Genomic DNA, 17,252 nt, shown 5'->3' with positions numbered 1-17,252 from the left:
CTATCCACCCATCATGCAAGACGAGCATCGAGGGGAGGGAGCGGCGTTACCTCCCGGCCCTAAACGGCCGGGTTTCCACGCCGCGATCCTGATGAAGGTCGTCGACGTCCGCAGCTACGCGGTACACGCCAAGCCCGCCGAGACGTACTGGGGCGCCCGCGCGTGGAGCGCCGACCACGGCAGCGCCTTGGTGGAGTACCCGCCGATGGAACGCCGCCGCTACGTCTACAGCGAGACCATCGACGCCGTGCTGGTGCGGGTCGAGACCGCTGACGGGGTCGTCGGCTGGGGCGAGGCCAAGGCACCCGTCGGGTCCCGCGCCACCGCCGCGATCCTCGACGATCTGATCGCACCGCTCGCCGTCGGCTCCCGGCTCGACGAGATCGGCCGCACCTGGGACCGGGTCTACACCGCCATGCGGGTCCGCGGTCACGACAGTGGCTTCTGGCTGGAGGCCCTCGCCGGCCTCGACATCGCTCTGTGGGACGCGTTCGCCCGCACCCTCGGCCAGCCCCTGCACGCCCTGCTGGGCGGCCGCTACCGCACCACCCTGCGGCTGTACGCCTCCGGCGTACCCGCCGCACCCGCCGGGTCCGGCGCCGATGGCCAGCGGAGGGTGCGCCAGGAGGCCGAGCGGCTGCGCGACCTGGGGTACGACGCCGTCAAGGTGGCTATCGGCGCCCGCCCCGAGGACGACATCGCGTCCGTGCAGACCGTACGCGAGGTGTTCGGCGACCAGGCCGCCGTCTACGCCGACGCCGCCGGGCAGTACGAAGTCCCGCAGGCGCTGCGGGTCGGCCGCGCCCTCCAGGAGGCCGGCGTCGGGTTCTTCGAGATGCCGCTGCCGCCGGAGGACCTCGACGGGTACGCCACCCTCGCCGCCCGCCTGGACATCCCCCTCGCCCTGGACTCCCTGGCCACCCGGCACCGGGCGCTGGAGTTCCTCCGCGCCGGCGCGCTCCGCGTGCTTCAGCCCGACGTGTGCCGGGCCGGCGGCATCACGGAGACGATGCGGATCGCCGCGCTCGCCGACGCGTTCGGCGCGCAGGCCACCCCGCACGTCAGCATCGGTTCGGCCGTGCACTGGTACGCCAGCGTGCAGTGCGCCGCCGCGATGCCGAACTTCGCAGTGCTCGAACACTGGATCGGCACCAACCCGCTCACCGCCGTCGCCCCGGACGCGGTCGCGCCGGTTGGCGGGCGATGCGAGGTGCCGGGCGGCGCTGGCCTCGGCATCACGGTCGACGAGGACGTCGTACGGGCCTTGGCGGGCGCCTGACGGCAAGCCCGTTGTCCGCCGGTCCGGTTGAGACCCCACGGGGGACGGCATCCGGCCGGCGGCAGCACCCGCCGCCGGCCGGGATCTCACCTGGCCCAGGGTGCCGCTGCGGCGGCGTCCAGGAGGGCACGGGCGCGGCGCCGGAGCGCCGGCCAGTCCCCCGGTCGGGTCGACCAGTGCGCTGCCGGCGCCGACGGCGACCGCGCCGGCCGCGGCCCACTCCCCCACCGACCCAGGCGTGATCCCGCCGGTAGGCGCGAGCCGCACGTCGGGCAGTGGGGCACGCAGTTCCCGCAGGTACGCCGGGCCGACGTGACTGGCGGGGAAGAGCTTGACCAGGGTGGCTCCCGACGACCAGGCGACGTCGACCTCGGTCGGCGTGAACGCGCCGCAGACCACGGGCAGGTCCGCGGCCGCCGCCTCGGTGAGAACCCCGTCGCGGGTGGTGGAGGTGACGAGGAACTGGGCCCCGGCGCGTCACGGGCGGCGCTCACGTCCCCGGGAGTACGGACGCTGCCGGCACCGACGGCGCAGGTGCTGGCCACCGCGTTCCGCAGCTCGGCAATGGCCTCGAGTGCCGTGGGCGTGGTGAGGGTGACCTCGATGCTGTCCAGGCCCGCCTCGGCGAGTTCCCGGCCAGCGCGGACGACGTCCTCGGGGCCGGGGAGCCGGATGATGGCGATGACGCGGCCGAGCTGGACGGTCATGACACGACCTCGGGGGCGACGGCCTGCTGGGGCACGACGTGGGCTGGCCCGACGTACCCGAGGTTGATGCTGACGGAGTCGGCCGCCTCGATCACCGACTGGACGAGTTCGGTCTCGCGGTTGGGCAGGTCGATGGCGGAGAGCGGGCCGGACACCGAGAGGGCCGCCACCACCGCGCCCGAGCCGTCGCGGATGGCGGCGGCGATGCAGGCGCGGCCGAGGGCGAGTTCCTCGATCTCGGTGGCGTAGCCCCGGGCGAGGGTGCGGGTGAGTTCCTCGTCGAGCTGTTCGTGGGTGGTGATGGTGCGGTGGGTGTAGGCGTGCAGGGCCGCGTCGGGTAGCAGGGTGCGCCGCTCGTCCCCGGTCAGCCCGGTCAGGAGTGCCTTGCCGAGCCCGGTGGCGTGGAGCGGGTTGTACTGTCCGGCGAGGAGGAACGGGCGGGGTGCCTGCCGGCCTTCGAAGTTGAGCAGGTAGAAGAGCCGGTCGCCGCGGCGTAACGCCACGTTGACACCGAGGCCGAGTTCAGCGGCGAGGTCCTGGGCGGTCTGCCGGGCCTCGCGGTGGACGGGGTGGTTGTTGAGCACCGCGCCGCCAAACGAGACCATGTCGAGTCCGAGCCGGTACAGGCCGCTGACGGGGTTGCGGTCGACGAAGCCCATCCCTTCGAGGGTGGCGAGGAGCCGGGAGGCGGTGGAGAGGCCGAGTCCGGTGGCTTTGGCGACGTCGGAGACGCGGAGTTCGGTGCGGCCGGCCGCGAGGGCGCGGAGCACGGTCAGGGCCCGCTCGACGCTCTGATTACTGCCCGGTTCGGCCGCCATGCCGACCCCTCCCTGGAAGCTGCTTGCGATATGTGACACCTAATTCTGCACCGTGCACGAGCTTGACCATGGTACGGGGTGAGACGGGTGACGCGAGACGGGCATGGCGCCGGACCTGGAGGTCGCCGGGCTGGGCGAGGCGATGGCGTTGTTCCAGCCGCCGCCCGGCCAGGTACTCGCCGAAACGGCCACCGTCGAGGTGCGCGTCGCGGGCACCGAGCGGCAGGCCACGGACGTGCGGGCGCGGCTGGCCCGGGCAACGCGCTCGCCGCCGGCGTGATCGCCGCCCCGGCGACACCACCGGCCTCCCCGACCGCGCGACCGCAACGGCACTGCTGGCGCGGGCCGTCGACGGCTGACCGGCGACCGCACGGCGGTACGGATCCGGTACGGTGCCGGGCAGCCCAGCCGCCCGGCACCGCGAGCGGGTCAGGCGTCCGGACCGTCCTGGTCGATCTGGTCGGTCCCGCCGCCGCCGACGACCACGTCCCGGTCGGCGCCGCCGTGGAGCCGATCGTCGCCGGGGCCGCCGACGACGACGTCCGGGCCCGGCCCGCCGAGCAGGGTCGCGCCGCCGGGTCCGCCGACCAGCCGGTCCGCGCCCCCACCGCCGCAGATCACGTCATCGCCGCCGAGGCCGACGAGCACGTCGTCGCCACCCCGGCCGACGATCACGTCGGCCCCGGCCGTGCCCACGAGCCGGTCCGGGCCGTCGGTTCCGATGATGGTGGGCTCCCGGCCCGCGCACAGCGGCGCCGCGACGGTCACGGTGACCTGACGCGCGAAGTAACCGAGGCCGTAGGAGACGCTCACCGTGTCGCCGAGCGTCGCGCCGAGAGCGGCCAGGTCCAACTCGGCCGTGTACGTGGTGGCGTTCAGCCCGTCCTGCACCGCGACCAGCCGCTGCGGTGCGCGGTCGCCGACCCGGACCTCAAGGTCGCCCCGGTCGAGCGCGGCCGGGTCGAGGTTCAGCGGCGCGGTCAGGCGTACGCTCGCGCGGCTACCCTCCGGCACCCGGTCCACCGGCCCTCCGGCGGTGTCCACCACCCGTACCGTGGTGGTGTCGACGGCCCGCCAGGCCAGTGTCTCGTTCCAGGCGGTGTTGGAGGTGACCCAGCCCTCGGAGTGGCCGATGTTGCCGACGCCCGGGTTGTACGGGTACTGCCCGTTCTTGGGGCTGCCGTCGAGCACCCCGCGGGCGCCCTGGAGGCGACCCGCCCCGCCCTGGAACTCCGAGTACCAGCCGCGTTCCACGCCTTCGAAGCCCCACTGCTCCGTCGGCCCGCGGTACGAGGCGTGCCGTCCGGTGGGGTTACGGCCGAAGACGTTGTCCACATGGGCCACCGCGATCTGCCGCAGCCGCGCGGCGAGCGGATCGTCGCCGAGCACCTGCGCGGCGGCCAGGGCCGGGGCGGCGAAGCCGGCCACGTTGCCCGTCTCGTTGGGGTCGCTGGCCGAACCACCGCCGGTGAAGGACGGGATGGTCCACCGGTCCGCGGAGTACCTGCGGAAGTCCCACAGGTTCGCCGAGCGTTCCGCAACGACCTCGGCCCAGCGGCGGATGAAGTCCCGGGTGCCGGGCGGCGCTTGGTCGCGGTGCGACAGCAGCAGCCGTGCGAGGCCGGTGACCAGGTGGTACTCGCCCTGCCGCTGACCCTTCGTGACGGTCGGGTCGGCGACGTCGAGGTTGCCGACCAGCCAGGTGGCCTGGGCCTTCGCGGTGGCCAGGTACCGGTCCGCGTCAGCGCGACCCTCCCGCTTGGCGACCTCGTACATCATCACGTTCGGCCACACCGAATGGCCGGGTGGCAGCTCCCCCTTGCCGGAACCCACCTGGGTGTAGACCTGCAGCAGGTCGGCGGTGTGGGGAGTGGTGTCGTACCAAGCGAAGCGGTCCTTCGCCGGGTCGTCCCAGATCGGGAAGAGGTAGTCGCGCGCCCGCTCGTAGACGCTGTGGGGAATGTAGTCCGCTAGGTACGGATAGGCGTAGAGGAAGGCGGCCAGCTGTTCCTTGAGCAGCGTGTGGTTCACCCGCCCGCCCAGGTACACCTCGACGGCCCAGTGGATCAGCCGGACGATCTCCGGGGTGTCCGCCGGCAGCTGCACCGGCAGCCCCACGTACCGCGCCTGCGGGTCCTTGATCTGCGCGAACGCGGAAGGGTTGGCCAGGTACATGTCGATCAGCGACGGCAACTCGAAGGACATCTGGTGCGAGTCGCGCCAGCCAACGCCGAGGTAGCAGTTCTGCGGATCGGTGCCACCGTAGACCATCTTGCTGAAGTCGCCGTAGTAGCAGCGCACGTCGGTCATGAACTGCACCGCGCGGCGGTAGGAGACGCGCTCGATCCAGTCGGCGCCGATACCGAACGGATCGGACCGGCCGGTCCCGGCAGCGCCCTGAACCTCCACCGTGTACGGCCCGGGCTCCGCCGGGTCGAAGTCGGTGAAGTCGCCGACCTGGCCGCGGACGGTGCTCTCGTGGCGAACGTTGCCGGCGGCGTCGATGATCCGGAACTGCTCGCCGTCGGCGGCGCGGGGTGCAGTGAACCGCTTGACCTGGCCGAGGTTGTAGCCGCTCTGGTTGACCAGGATCGGCTGGTCGACCTCGGGCTCGCCCGGCTCGGTCCAGGAACAGCCCGATGCGGTCGTGGGGTGGTCGGCGGGCACGGTGGGCAGCGCGGTGACCGCGACGGCGGCGAACGACGCCCGGGCGTGGTAGACGCCGAGGCCGATCGTCCCACCGGCGGCGGGCGCGGCCACCACGGCGACCCGTTGGGCGTCGATCTCCACGACCGAGATGTTGTTGGCCCGGCGGATGACCAGCTCGTGCCACTCCCCCTGCCGCACAGGGGCGGGGCCGCGGCACACCGTCTGCGTCACCGGGCCGGAGATCTGCACTCCGGACCAGCCGGTCAGCTGCGCCGCGAAGTTGTTCTGGGTGACGGCGTACGGTTCCCGGAAGTCGGTGAGCACGGAGACGGCGGGTGAGTCGCTGGCCGCATCGACGCGGACCCTGGTGCGCAGCTCGTACGCGTCGGGCAGGCCCACCGGCGTGAGCGGGGTGATGTACCGGCCCGACGGCTGGGTGCGGGTGTCGATCGAGACGTAGGGGAACTCGGCGGTGGTGGCCGTCCACTCCGTCAGCGCTCCGGTCAGCGCCCGCCACCGGCTGAGCCCGGTGGTGAAGTCGTCGGTGAACACCGGTGCCGCTGCCGCTTCAGTGGCGGCGGCCGCGGCGGACGCCGCCGTCAGACCCACGGTCGCCATCAGAATCGGCGCCATAGCCGCACCGGCCCACGCTCGCGCAGGTGTCGTCAACAGAATCTCCTTGTCAGCGTGTCAGGTGACCTTCACGGTGAAATGCGCCAACCGGCGCCCGTCCGCCGCCTTCACGACGACGACGTAGGCTCCCGCGACGCCGGCCTGCGTCCTCAGGACGGTGTGGACCCGGTTCTGGTCGTCCGTCTCGAACTCCAGTTGCCGCTCGGCGCCGTCCGGTGCCGCCTGCAGCACCTCGGTGACGACGCGGCCGGCGGGGGACCCGGACTGATCCACAAGTCCGAACTGCACGGGCACTGCCCGGTCGGTGACGACCGGCCCGGCCGGCCGGACGTCGACGACCTCGAGGCCCGACTCGGGAGAATCAGCGTCCGAGACCACGTAGTCCAACCCCGCCTCGACGGAAAACTCGATCGCCCCGGTGACCGGGTTCCTGCTGAAGGCGATGTCGGCGCCCGATGAGTCCCGGACGACGATGTCCTCCGGCGACCATGAGGTGTTCTTCGCGGTGATCCGGCTTCGGGCGTGTCCGTCGCTGCTGATGCAGGTGAAGGTGGCGCCGGGTGCGGCGACGGGGTAGACGCTGGCCCGCACGTCCCCGGCGGCGACGGCGTCGCCCGGATCCCGCGCTCCGGGATCGTGGACGAGGATGCCCGTACCGCCGACGAAGGCGGGAATCTTGCCGAACGGCTGCTGGTAGGCGGTGAGGGTGATGGGGCCGGAGAACCGCTCACCGGTCTCGATGTCCATCCACTCACCGGCCGGAAGGTAGACGTCACGGGACATGGCCGTGTCGGTGTCGCCGCCGTACAGCGGTGCGACCAGCAGTGACGGACCGAACATCCACTCGTACTGTTTCCTGGCCGCGGACGCCAGGTCGCGGACCCGGGGGTCGTCGGGGAACGCCACGGGCAGCGGCGTCGCCGTCGAGGGGAAGCCGGTCTCGTACGAGGTGACGGCCGCCGAGTAGATGTAGGGCTGATACTCGGCGTGCCACTGTGCGGCCTTCCGGGTCGCCGCCACCAGGGCGGGGTCATTCATCCGCCACGGCTCGTTGCCGAAGGACATCGCCGGCGACATGGCGGCCATCATGGCGTTCCGGGTCAGGTACCGCTGCTTCGAGGTGTTGGTCTCCAGGTCGCCGATGATCCGACCGCCGATGATGTCCGGATAGAAGTTGGGCTGACCGCTGGCGGCGTAGGCGAGTCCGTTGACGACCGTGCGGTCGCGGTCCCCCGGCCCGTGGTTGTAGTCGGTGTCGTTGATCCGCAGGATGGAGCCCGCCACCGAGAAGGCGCTGTTGCGCACCATCATGAGCTTGCCGTCGTCCTCGAGGCCCTCATTGATCGGGTTCACCAGCGCGTTGTTGACGTACCGGTTCGCGGTGCCGTCGAACATGTGGTCTTCCTTGTACCCGTCCGCGCCCCACTCCCGGCTGCGGGCCACGAACCACCGCACAGCCTCCTCGTTGTGCGGATCGATCAGGTACATCGCAGTGTTGGGGAACGACACCGGCCGGAACACCCGCGGCTTGCCGTTCGCGTCCTTGATGAAGTAGCCCCGTTCGATGCCCACGGCGGTGCCGTCACCGTCCAGAGCGGGGTCGTACGTGCCGCCGTCGGCCGGCAACGCGCGGAAGGACTGCCGGGCTCCGAGCAGCAGCTTGATCCCGTTGTCGTTCAGAAACTTCTTGTAGCCGTCGGGATCCGGGTACTTCGCGCCCCAGAGGCCGAAGCTCGAGGTCGTGCCCTGGGCGCTCCCCGAACCGTACGGCCAGAACCCCGAGCCGGTCACCACCCAGCTGAGGGGGAAGCCCTTGTCCAGGTACGTCGTCACCGAGTCGGTGATGGTCTGCTGGTTGGTGTTGTAGCCGAGCGCCCCGTAGGACTCGTAGCCGACGCCGAAGAGCGTGTAGTCCGGCTTGGAGTCGGCATAGCCCGCGCTCCGCCGGACTTCGGCGTAGCGCCGGTAGATCGTCTGCATGTCCCCGAAGAAGTAGTGCAGCCCGGACATCTGCGGGCCGTTGACACCGAGCAGGGTGGCGGCACTGTCGACCTGCACGGCCAGGCTCTCGTCCGAGAGCACGACCTGGGCGAGCTTCCGGCCGGGGAAGACGGTGAACGTCGAGACGAAGCGCTGGTTCGTCGTGCCCGCGCTGTTCTGGGCGTAGTAGTCGAGGTCGCGGATGCCGTAGACGTTCAGGTCGGTCCGGAATCCGCCCAGGTCACCGAGCCCGTACGCGGGGTTCATGCCGCCGGCCACCTGCGCCCGCACGCTGCCGGTGCTCGCGTCCGCGGCGGTGACCCGCAGGTTCACGGAATGGTCCGCCGGCACCACCGTGACCTCTGCCCGGCGGCCGTTGGAGAAGGTCACGGAGAACCGCGCACTCGACGCGTCCGCCGCCGTGAACGTCGCCGCGACGGCGTCGCACGGGGCACGGCCCGGAACGGCCAGTTGCAACCCGGCTGTCGGATGCGGCGTCGCGGCCGACGTGCCGTCGACCTGGAGTCCGTAGCGGAAGCCTCGACGGTCGATTGACACGGTCCAGCCGTCGCCGGCCAGCGAGACCATGGTGCCGTGCTGCGACAGCCGGTAGGAGGGGAAGCGCTGTTCCGCCGCGTCGACGATCGGTGCCGCCGTGTCGTCCGTACCGCAGTCGGCGACCGGTTCCTCGTCGCCGGCCACCTCGAGCAACCGCACCGCGTTGGCCCGGGTGATGACGTTGAGGTTGGGGGTGGTCACCGCCGGACCCGCGGTCGCGGTGACGGTCAGGGTGAAGATCTGCCCCTCGTCGAGGTAGGTGGAGCCGATCTGGCGCCAGGCGTTGCCGCCGACGGCCTGGTTGACCACCGTCGGGGTGTCCGGTCCTCCGGTCCAGGCGTACTCCACCTTGGCGTTGTCCACGCTCGCGCTGTAGTAGACGGCCAGGTCGTACCTGGCGGAGGCGGGTGCCACGACGGTCCAGGTGGCCGTGGAACCGGGGGTCCGGCTGTACCGCGAGGGAGAGCCGTCGTGACCGGGGTCCCGGGCGTTCGCCCAGGTTCCGGTCTCGGAGTAGGCGCCGGGAGTCGAGGGGGTGACGACGACTGCCTCGGCGGCCGCTGCCGGGGACGACGGGACGACGACTGCGAACGGCACCAGGAGCGCCGTCATCATCGTGAGAAGGACGCGAAGTGGTGGACGGGCGAACATCTGTTTACTCCATCCTCAGGCGATGGGCTACCGTCGGGCGCGCCGCACCGCCCGGTTGAGCGAACGGCCGCGGTGGGACGGTCACCCGGTCGGCGTGAAGCGGACTGCATCGGCGCGGGTAGTGCCCGAGCCGGACGTCAGGGTGACCGGCGTGATCCCCTCGGTCAGCTGATGCGTGCCGATCGAATGCCATTCGCCGCCGGTGGCGCACTGGTCGACGGGGACGCTCGTGCCGGCGACGGTGTACGTCGTGCTGGTGCTGCAGCTGGTGTGCTTCGGTGACCAGACGTCGACCTGGTAGGTCCCCGCAGGCAGGTCAGCTCGCCAGGTCACGGTCAGGCCGGCGGTCGAGGTGTAGCGGGTGCCGGAGCCGTCGAAACCTTTCAAGCTGCTCGACAGCCAGCGTCCCTCCTCGCTGTAGGCCGGAGTCTCGGCATCGCAGGTCGGCGGGGTGCCTTCGTTCGTCACGACGACCGCCGCGGCACCGCCACCACCGCTCGTCGGTGCGATCACGTGAAGCGCGGACGGCGGTCCGCTGCCCGCGCTGTTCGTTGCCGTCACCCGGTACGTGCCCGCCACACCGTCGCTGCCCAGTACCAGGCTCGTGCCGGTCGAGGAGCCGATGATCCGTTCCGGGGCGACGACGCACGCCTGCTTCAGCGATGCGGTCACGACGTAGCCCCGGGCGTTGTCGGTGGCGTCCCAGTTCAGTGTCGTGATCCCGCCGACCGTGCGGTGCCCGACTCCGGTGACCTGCCCGGGAGCGGTGGTGTCCAGCCCGACGGTGTGCTCAGCGGTCCCACCGCCCACAAGGCGGTAGGTGTGGCCCACGGTCACCGGGAACCGCAACACGCCGGTGACCTGGTCGACCCGGTACGCGACCGACTGCCCGCTCGCGCGGTCGACGACGGCGAGGGAGCCGGTGTCCCAGCCGGTGTTGGCATTCTCGATGGTGATCGCGTCATCCCCACGCCCGGCGGTGTAGCGGGATCCGGTCGACACTGGGTACACCTCGGCCGTCAGCGCTCCAGCCTGCGTGGTCAGCAGAACGCCCTTGCCGCCGGCGAACGCTGGGATCCGGTCGGTGCCGATCGCGTAGTTCCGCAGCGTCGTCGGCCCGTGGAACACCGCGCCGCTCTGGACGTCGATCCACTTGCCGGCCGGCAGGTACACGTCCCGGGCCTGCGCTGTTTCGAAGTCGGCGCCGAACACCGGCACGGCGAGCAGGGACTCACCGAACATCCACTCGTACTGGCGGGCGGTGTCGTTCGCCAGCCCGTAGGTGTTCGGATCGTCGGGATAGGCCAGTGGCAGCGGGGTCACGGCGGTGGGGAACCCGCTCTCGTGCCCGTCCAGCACCGCGTCGTAGATGTACGGGCGCAGCGCCTCGTGCCACAACGCCATCTTCTTCACCGCTGCCGCGTAGTCGCTGCGGCCGAGTTCCCACGGGCCCTTGCCGAACGCCATCACCGGCAACATGGCGCTGAACTGCGCGTTGCGGACGAAGTACTGCTGGTACGCCGGGTCCTGCATCGACGGCCCTGGCGTGCCACCCACGTAGTCGCCGTACAGGTTGCCGGCACCGGATGCGGCGTAGTTGAGGAGGTTGACCGGCATCCGGTCCGGGTCCTCGTGGTAGACCTCGCCGGTGCCGTAGATGGTGTCGTTGATCCGGATGATGTCGCCCGGCACGGAGTACCCGGCGTTCCGCACCATCACCAGGTCGCCAGCATCGTGCATCGCGGCCTGCACCGGGTTCCAGTTGCCGTCGAGGTGGAGGTTCGGGTCGTAGAGCATCGTGTCCTCCTTCCACCCGTCCACACCCCAGGCGCGCAGCCGGTCGACGAACCAGCGCACCGCCTCCGGGTTGGATCCGTCCAGCACGTAGCTGGCGCCGGCGGGGAACTGCGCCCGAGTCACGACACGGGGCGTGCCGTCGCCGTTGCGTAGCAGGAAGCCGCGCTCCAGCGCCTCCTGCAGGAACGGCCCGTCGTACCGCAGGTTGTAGTTGCCGCCGTCGGCTGGCAGAGCCTTGATGTTGTTTCGCGCCCCCAGCAGCAGCTTGATGTCGTTGTCGGCGAAGAGCCGCTTCAACGCGTCGGGATCCGGGTATCGCGGGTTCGGCAGTCCGTCCGCGCGCCCGTCCTCGGCGGTGTCGTCCCACATGCCAAAGCTGTTCGTGGTGCCCTCGACCTTGTTGCCGCGGGGGCCAGGCCAGAAGCCGGATCCGACCACGCCCCAACTGAGCGGATAGCCGTGCGCGAGGAAGTCCTGCACCGTCTCGACGACGGACGACTGGTAGGTGTCCCAGCCGAGTGCGCCGTACGCCTCCCAGCCGAGTCCGAAGAACGACTCGTCCGGCCGGGAGTCCAGGTAGCCGTGCCGGTTGCGGACCTGCTTGTAGTCGGCGTACACCTGCGGCACGTCACGGCCGACGAAGTAGTACAGGCTGTCGACGGAGTCCACGTCGGCGGCGCCGAGCCGGTTCTCGGTTCCGGTGAGGCCGACTCGCTTCCGCCCGTCCTCGAACCACACCTGAGCGAACCGCTGCTTTGGGAACACGGTGAAGTTGCTGACGAAGCGCTTGCAACTGCCCTCGTTCGTCAGGTTGTCCAGCACCAGCCCCGTCAGCTCCGTACTCGGCCTGGCCTCGACGTTTCCACTGCACGGCGTCCCCTGCTCAGGTTGGCCGTCGGCGAACGACCCGTAGTCCCCGAGCCCGTACGCCGGGGCGACCGCACCGGTACGGAAGTCGATCGTGCTGCTGGATCCGGGCAGGTTCGGCACCAGGATCCGCGCGTAGCTGTCGGATGGAAGCACGTGCACTTTGACCTGCGACCCGTCCGTCATCGTCACGTCCAGCACTGCCGTGCCGGACCTCGGACCGGAGACGAGCCGAGTGGCCTCGGCGTCGCTGACGTCCTGCCCGCCGGCGTACCTGATCCGCAGACCCGAGTCCGGATGGGCCGGTGCAACCGTGGCGCCGGAGGAATTGTCGAACGAGTACCGGAAGCCGTCCTTGATGATCCGCATCCGGTAGGTCTCGCCGGTGATCACGATGCTGTCACCGGCGTCCACCACTCGCTGGCGCGGCGGGTCGCCGCCGGTCCGGCCGGCAGCGGGGACCGCCCCGACCAAGCCCGACCCGACGGTGACCGCGGCGACGAGGAGAACCGACAGTGCGGGGCGTTTCAGCATGGTGGCTCCTAGCTGAGAGCGTCGCGATGCGGCAGGGCGGGTTCACGCCGAGCGTGGTGCGAAGTCGGCTGCGGTAGGGCGGCGACGGTGGGCTGTGCCGGCGCGTGGAGGCGGAGCTTTCGGTGCGAGCGACCTGGCAGCATCCAATCTGGAATCCACTTGCCTGGTACGGAAAGATATCCCGCATGCTGCATGTGGTCAACCGCGCCGTGGAAGTCCCGGTGAGGATTGAGCGCGTCGAGACGTAGAGAGGCTGGCGGAACAGGCCCGAGCCGATTCGTGGACGCACGAGGAGTTCCTCGCTGCCTGCCTGCAACGCGAAGTCGCCGCCCGAGAAGCCCACGGCGGTGAGGGCCGCATCCGGGCCGCGAGGTTCCCGGCCCGCAAAAGCCTGGAGGAGTTCGACTTCGAGCACCAACGCTCGTTGAAGGGCGCCGATGCCCCTATGTTTGTCAAGCCGTTCAGGGAAACTCGGTGGTGGGGTTGAGCTGTCGGATCAGGTTGTAGATTTCGCGGGCGACGTAGCGTTTGACGCAGCGGATGGCTTCGCGGCGGGTGAGGCCTTGGGCGGTGCGTCGGTCGAGGTAGTCGCGGGTGCGTCGGTCGCAGCGTGATCGGGTCAGGGCGATGCGGTAGAGGGCGGCGTTGGCGCGGCGGTCACCGCCGCGGTTGAGGCGACGTCGGCGGGTTTTGCCCGAGGACGCCTCGATGGGGCTGACGCCGCAGAGGGCGGCGAAGGATGCTTCGTTGTTCATCCGGTCGGGGTTGTCGCCGGCGGTGATGAGGAGAGCGGCGGCGCCGTCAGGACCAATGCCTTTTGCGTTGCAGCAGGTGCGGGGCCGTGGGCGTCGATGACCGCGGTGATCTGTAGCTCCAGTTCACGGGCTTCCCGGGTGAGGACCTGGATGCGCATGGCCAGGCGGCGCAGGGTGTAGGCGGTGGCGGTGGACACGTCACGTGGCGGCGTGTCCGGCAGGCTGGCGCAGTATCGGATCAGGGCCGTGCCGGTCAGGCCGGTCAGGGTTTCGCGTAGTGCCGGTTCGGCGCCGACGATGACGGCCTTGAGCTGGTTGACCGCCTGGGTCCGGGACTTGACCGCGGATGTTCTGGCGAGTTTGAACATGCGCAGCATCTCCACCGGCCCGTCAGCGGCCTTGGCCGTGGTGTTCGCGCGGCCGGACAAGACGGCGTGGGCGGCCGCGGTGGCGTCGACAGCGTCGGTTTTGCCCTGGCGGCGCCGGGCAGCCCGGTCCGGTCGGTTGACCTCCACGACGGTGATGTTCTGCCGGCGGAGGTGTCGGGTCAGGGCCGACCCGTACGAGCCGGTGCCCTTCCACCCCGGCGCGACATAACACGCCGAAGCCACGCGCCCAGGCCAGCAACTGCCGGTAGCCGGCCGCCGTCGTCGGGAACGCGGCGCTGGCTACCAGCACGCCGAGCACGGTGATGACCGCGGCGACGTGGGAGTCCTTGTGGGTGTCGACACCGAGGACGATCTCCTCATCGCGCGGGTGGCTCTGGCTGCTCTCACTTGGGTGCGGCATGCTGGGCATCGGTGGTTCGTCTCCTGATCGGCTCGGGTGGCGGATGGCCATCGCCGGGCCGGCAGGGCGGTCAGAACTGTGATGGTGCCCTTGTTGCAGCAAGGCCCCTATTGGGACACGCCCCACCGGTCCGGCGACAGCTTGTACTCCCAGAACCGACAGCCGACAGATCGGCGCGAAGGCATCAACCGAGCCAGTTGCGTTGCGGGTCAGACCGCGGCCCCGGGAGAACGGCTCCACAATCCCAGAGCCGCAAACCGAGACTCACAGTTGCGTTGAGGGATCGGCGGACGTGTTGAACCCGTGTCGGTCCGAGGTCAGATCGCCAGGGCGAGGGCGGGGAACGCCGCAGGCACCCGCGTTGCCGGCGGGGCTTCAACGGGCGAGTTCGTAGTGTCCGCGGCGCAGGTTCTGCATGAACGCGTGTCCGGAGATGATGACCTGTGCTGTCTTGTCGGTTCGTAGCCCGCGCATCGGTCTCAATCGCTGTTTGAGCTGGCTGTGATCGGCTTCTATCGGGTTGTTCGCGTGTTGCTCGACGTGGTGCCATGCCTGCGGGATCAGCTCATCCAGCACGCCGGGGTAGATGCAAGAACGCCACCTCGACCGACTCGGCCATCACGACGATCAAGCAGCTGAGCAACCACCAGTTCTGCCTCAACAGCAGCGGCGGCCACGGCTGCATCAGCACCAGTGCCGCCGGCGACATGCACACCAAGCTGTTCACCTTCACCAGCACCACCGATCCGAACGACGTCGCCCGCAGCAACGTCGTCTGGTTCGGATCGAGCAACTGACCTACGCCACCGGCCCGGACGCGTTCAACAACGCCATCACCGTCTACGGCGACGCCGCGCTCACCGCAGGGCTCAACGCCAACTTCACCGACATGTGGAACCGCCGGCACTACAGCGGCAACGACTACTACGACAGCGCCTCCGGCCGCGGCTACTACCAGGCGACCGCGGCCGACGCATACGCCTCCCCAGAAGGCGCGGGGCCGACCGACACCTTCGTCACCCGGCTCAACGACCTGACCCTCGACGCCAACTGCCGGTTGCGGGTGGGCATGGCGTCGGTGATCACCGGGCGCCCGCAGATCGTCGACCTGGTCACCCGGTTCCGGGCCGCCGGGTGCAAGGTCTGGATGGTCATCGGTACGAACGCCGACGGCGGCATCGCCATGAGCCAGTCGGTCTACGACGAACTGCTCGACGCCGGCGGGGCCATCCGCCGCAAGGACAAGGTGCATGACAAGTTGTTCGTGGCCTACGGCAAGTACGGCAGCGCCTACCAGTACCGCGTCTACACCGGCTCGCAGAACTGGACGCGGGACGCCCTCAACGAGAACGACGAGATCTTCGTCAAGATGGCGCCGGAGAGCGGCACCGCGCCCGCTCTACGACGCCTACTACACCCACTTCAACGACGCATACAACTTTGGGGTGACCTACTCGAAGAGCGGCTTCCCGTGCCGATCCTGACCACGGGGCAGCCGGCCTCGACCATCGGGATCGCCGGTAGGGCATGCGGGGACCGGACAGTCTCGATGTCTGCGGACGCGTCCGCTTGCGGTCTTCGTGCGGCCACCCGCCGGCAATCTCGGTCCCAAGAATCGGTGGTGATCCTCTATTACTCTGAAGGGACTGTCGCATGCCCTCTCTTAACCGGCGCGTATTCCTCGGGCTGACGGGCGCGGCCGGCGCGGGTGCCGCCGCCGCCATCGCCGGCTTCTCCTCGGCACCGGCGTGGGCCGACCCCAGTTTCGCCGACAACCCGTTCACCCTCGGTGTCGCCTCCGGCGACCCGTCTCCCGACGGGGTGGTTCTGTGGACCCGGCTGGCGCCGGACCCGCTCGCCGTGGACGGTTCGGGCGGCATGCCGCCGCGGCTCGTTCCGGTGGCCTGGCAGATCGCCGAGGACGAGGGCTTCCAGCGGGTGGTCCGCGCCGGTGCGGAGCGGGCCACACCGGAGCTCGGACACTCGGTGCACGCGGAGGTCACCGGCCTGCGCCCCGATCGCGAGTACTACTACCGGTTCCGGGTGGGCACGCAACTCAGCCCGGTCGGACGGACCCGCACGGCACCCGCGTACGACGCGGATCGGCGGCGGCTCGCCTTCGGCTTTGTGTCCTGCCAGAACCTGCCGGCCGGGCACTTCACCGCCTACCGGCACCTAGCCGAGGAGGACCTGGATCTGGTCCTGCACCTCGGCGACTACATCTACGAAGGTCCGGGCGCCAGCGCGATCGGCCGCCCGCACCTGCCCGCCACCGAGATCTTCTCGCTCAGCGACTACCGGATCCGCCACGCCCAGTACAAGACCGACCCTGACCTGCAGCTGGCACACGCCCGGTTCCCGTGGGCGGTGACCTGGGACGACCACGAGGTGGAGAACAACTACGCGGACGGCACCTCCGAAGATCCGAAGCAGTCGCAGGAGGACTTCCATCAGCGCCGGGCCGCCGCGTACCAGGTGTACTACGAGCACATGCCGCTGCGCCGGCTCAGCATCCCGCAGGGGCCGGACATGCGGCTGTACCGGCGGCTCCGTTACGGCAACCTCGCCGAGTTCAACATCCTCGACGGCCGGCAGTACCGCTCGGACCAGGTGCCGGCCGGAATGGACAACCCGTCGCGGACCATGCTCGGCAGCGCCCAGGAGCAGTGGCTGCTCGACGGCCTGGCCGCCTCGACCGCGCGGTGGAACGTGCTCGGCAACCAGACCGTCATCGCCGAGGCGGACCGGGACCCGGGCCCCGGCAAGAAGCTGTCCGACGACAACTGGAACGGCTACGCGGCGGCCCGCCAGCGCCTCTTCGACGGCGTGGTCGAGCGCGGCGTCGAGAACATGGTCGTCGTCACCGGCGACGCGCACTGCAGCATGGTCGCCGACCTGAAGCAGAACTTCGACGACCAGTCGTCCCGTACCGTCGGGGTCGAGTTCCTGGGTACCTCGATCACCTCCGGCGGCAACGGTTCGGACCTGGACGTGCGGGGCACCGAGTGGCTGGCCAGCAACCCGCACATGCGGTTCTACAACGGCCGGCGCGGCTACGTCCGCTGCCAGCTCGACCAGCAGCAGTGGCGCACCGACTACCGGGTCCTGCCGTACGTCACTGAGCCGGGTGCCCCGGTGTCCACCCGGGCCAGCTTCGTGGTGGATAGCGGCCGTCCGGGCGCCCAGGTGGACGTCGCCTGACCGGCGCCGCCGCCGGGCGGCGCTGTCGTGGTGC

10 protein-coding genes and 4 pseudogenes are annotated in these 17,252 nt (G+C 70.3%); 5 read left to right on the top strand and 9 right to left on the bottom strand.

The window, feature by feature from the left end; genetic code table 11:
• Positions 1-1,279 (top strand): mandelate racemase/muconate lactonizing enzyme family protein (locus ACWD6N_RS31775; RefSeq protein ID WP_450005789.1); only part of this gene is annotated, 1,279 nt, incomplete at its 5' end.
• A gap of 180 nt (positions 1,280-1,459) precedes the next feature.
• Here ACWD6N_RS31775 and ACWD6N_RS31770 read toward each other — a convergent pair.
• From ACWD6N_RS31770 to ACWD6N_RS31760, 3 genes and pseudogenes are all read right to left on the bottom strand, one after another.
• Positions 1,460-1,741: pseudogene (locus ACWD6N_RS31770) on the bottom strand (bifunctional 4-hydroxy-2-oxoglutarate aldolase/2-dehydro-3-deoxy-phosphogluconate aldolase); the annotation flags it as partial.
• A gap of 26 nt (positions 1,742-1,767) precedes the next feature.
• Positions 1,768-1,986 (bottom strand): annotated as a pseudogene (locus tag ACWD6N_RS31765) (hypothetical protein); the annotation flags it as partial.
• A complete protein-coding gene (locus ACWD6N_RS31760) occupies positions 1,983-2,804 on the bottom strand; it encodes an IclR family transcriptional regulator (RefSeq protein ID WP_450005787.1) in 822 nt (273 codons plus the stop codon). The gene ACWD6N_RS31760 and the pseudogene ACWD6N_RS31765, both read right to left, overlap by 4 nt.
• A gap of 103 nt (positions 2,805-2,907) precedes the next feature.
• Between ACWD6N_RS31760 and ACWD6N_RS31755 the strand changes: the two genes are divergently transcribed.
• Positions 2,908-3,084, top strand: coding sequence for a hypothetical protein (locus tag ACWD6N_RS31755; protein ID WP_450005785.1), 177 nt, complete (start codon positions 2,908-2,910; stop codon positions 3,082-3,084).
• A 149-nt stretch (positions 3,085-3,233) separates the two neighbouring features.
• On the opposite strand, the gene ACWD6N_RS31750 is transcribed toward ACWD6N_RS31755, so the two are convergent.
• From ACWD6N_RS31750 to ACWD6N_RS31740, 3 genes are all read right to left on the bottom strand, one after another.
• Positions 3,234-6,086 carry a hypothetical protein gene (locus ACWD6N_RS31750; protein WP_450005783.1) on the bottom strand — a complete coding sequence of 951 codons (2,853 nt, stop codon included), beginning with the start codon at positions 6,084-6,086 and terminating at the stop codon, positions 3,234-3,236.
• A gap of 57 nt (positions 6,087-6,143) precedes the next feature.
• On the bottom strand, positions 6,144-9,239 hold the full coding sequence (locus ACWD6N_RS31745; protein ID WP_450005782.1) for a golvesin C-terminal-like domain-containing protein: 3,096 nt from the start codon (positions 9,237-9,239) through the stop codon (positions 6,144-6,146).
• 117 nt (positions 9,240-9,356) lie between these two features.
• Entirely contained in the window at positions 9,357-12,473 is a 3,117-nt protein-coding gene (locus ACWD6N_RS31740) for a golvesin C-terminal-like domain-containing protein (RefSeq protein WP_450005781.1), read from the bottom strand.
• Between the two features lie 244 nt (positions 12,474-12,717).
• Here ACWD6N_RS31740 and ACWD6N_RS31735 point away from each other — a divergent pair.
• Positions 12,718-12,903: pseudogene (locus ACWD6N_RS31735) on the top strand (ATP-binding protein); the annotation flags it as partial.
• Positions 12,904-12,934: 31 nt separating this feature from the next.
• Here ACWD6N_RS31735 and ACWD6N_RS31730 read toward each other — a convergent pair.
• The 3 genes and pseudogenes from ACWD6N_RS31730 to ACWD6N_RS31720 form a co-directional block, all read right to left on the bottom strand.
• A pseudogene (locus tag ACWD6N_RS31730) lies at positions 12,935-14,017 on the bottom strand (IS110 family transposase).
• 375 nt (positions 14,018-14,392) lie between these two features.
• Entirely contained in the window at positions 14,393-14,593 is a 201-nt protein-coding gene (locus ACWD6N_RS31725) for a DDE-type integrase/transposase/recombinase (protein ID WP_450005779.1), read from the bottom strand.
• Positions 14,583-14,810, bottom strand: a complete 228-nt coding sequence (locus tag ACWD6N_RS31720; protein WP_450005777.1) for a hypothetical protein — start codon at positions 14,808-14,810, stop codon at positions 14,583-14,585. Before ACWD6N_RS31720 ends, ACWD6N_RS31725 begins: the two co-directional genes overlap by 11 nt.
• 96 nt (positions 14,811-14,906) lie before the next feature.
• Here ACWD6N_RS31720 and ACWD6N_RS31715 point away from each other — a divergent pair, with 96 nt between their 5' ends.
• Positions 14,907-15,707, top strand: coding sequence for a phospholipase D-like domain-containing protein (locus tag ACWD6N_RS31715; RefSeq protein ID WP_450005775.1), 801 nt, complete (start codon positions 14,907-14,909; stop codon positions 15,705-15,707).
• Positions 15,671-17,218: an alkaline phosphatase D family protein gene (locus ACWD6N_RS31710; RefSeq protein WP_450005773.1), complete on the top strand. Its 1,548-nt coding sequence runs from the start codon at positions 15,671-15,673 to the stop codon at positions 17,216-17,218. Before ACWD6N_RS31715 ends, ACWD6N_RS31710 begins: the two co-directional genes overlap by 37 nt.
• The last annotated feature ends 34 nt before the right edge of the window (positions 17,219-17,252 follow it).

The organism is Micromonospora sp. NPDC005163 (genome assembly GCF_053599835.1).
The sequence above is the reverse complement of the archived record's forward strand: the minus strand, read 5'-3'. Positions and strand labels throughout refer to the sequence as shown.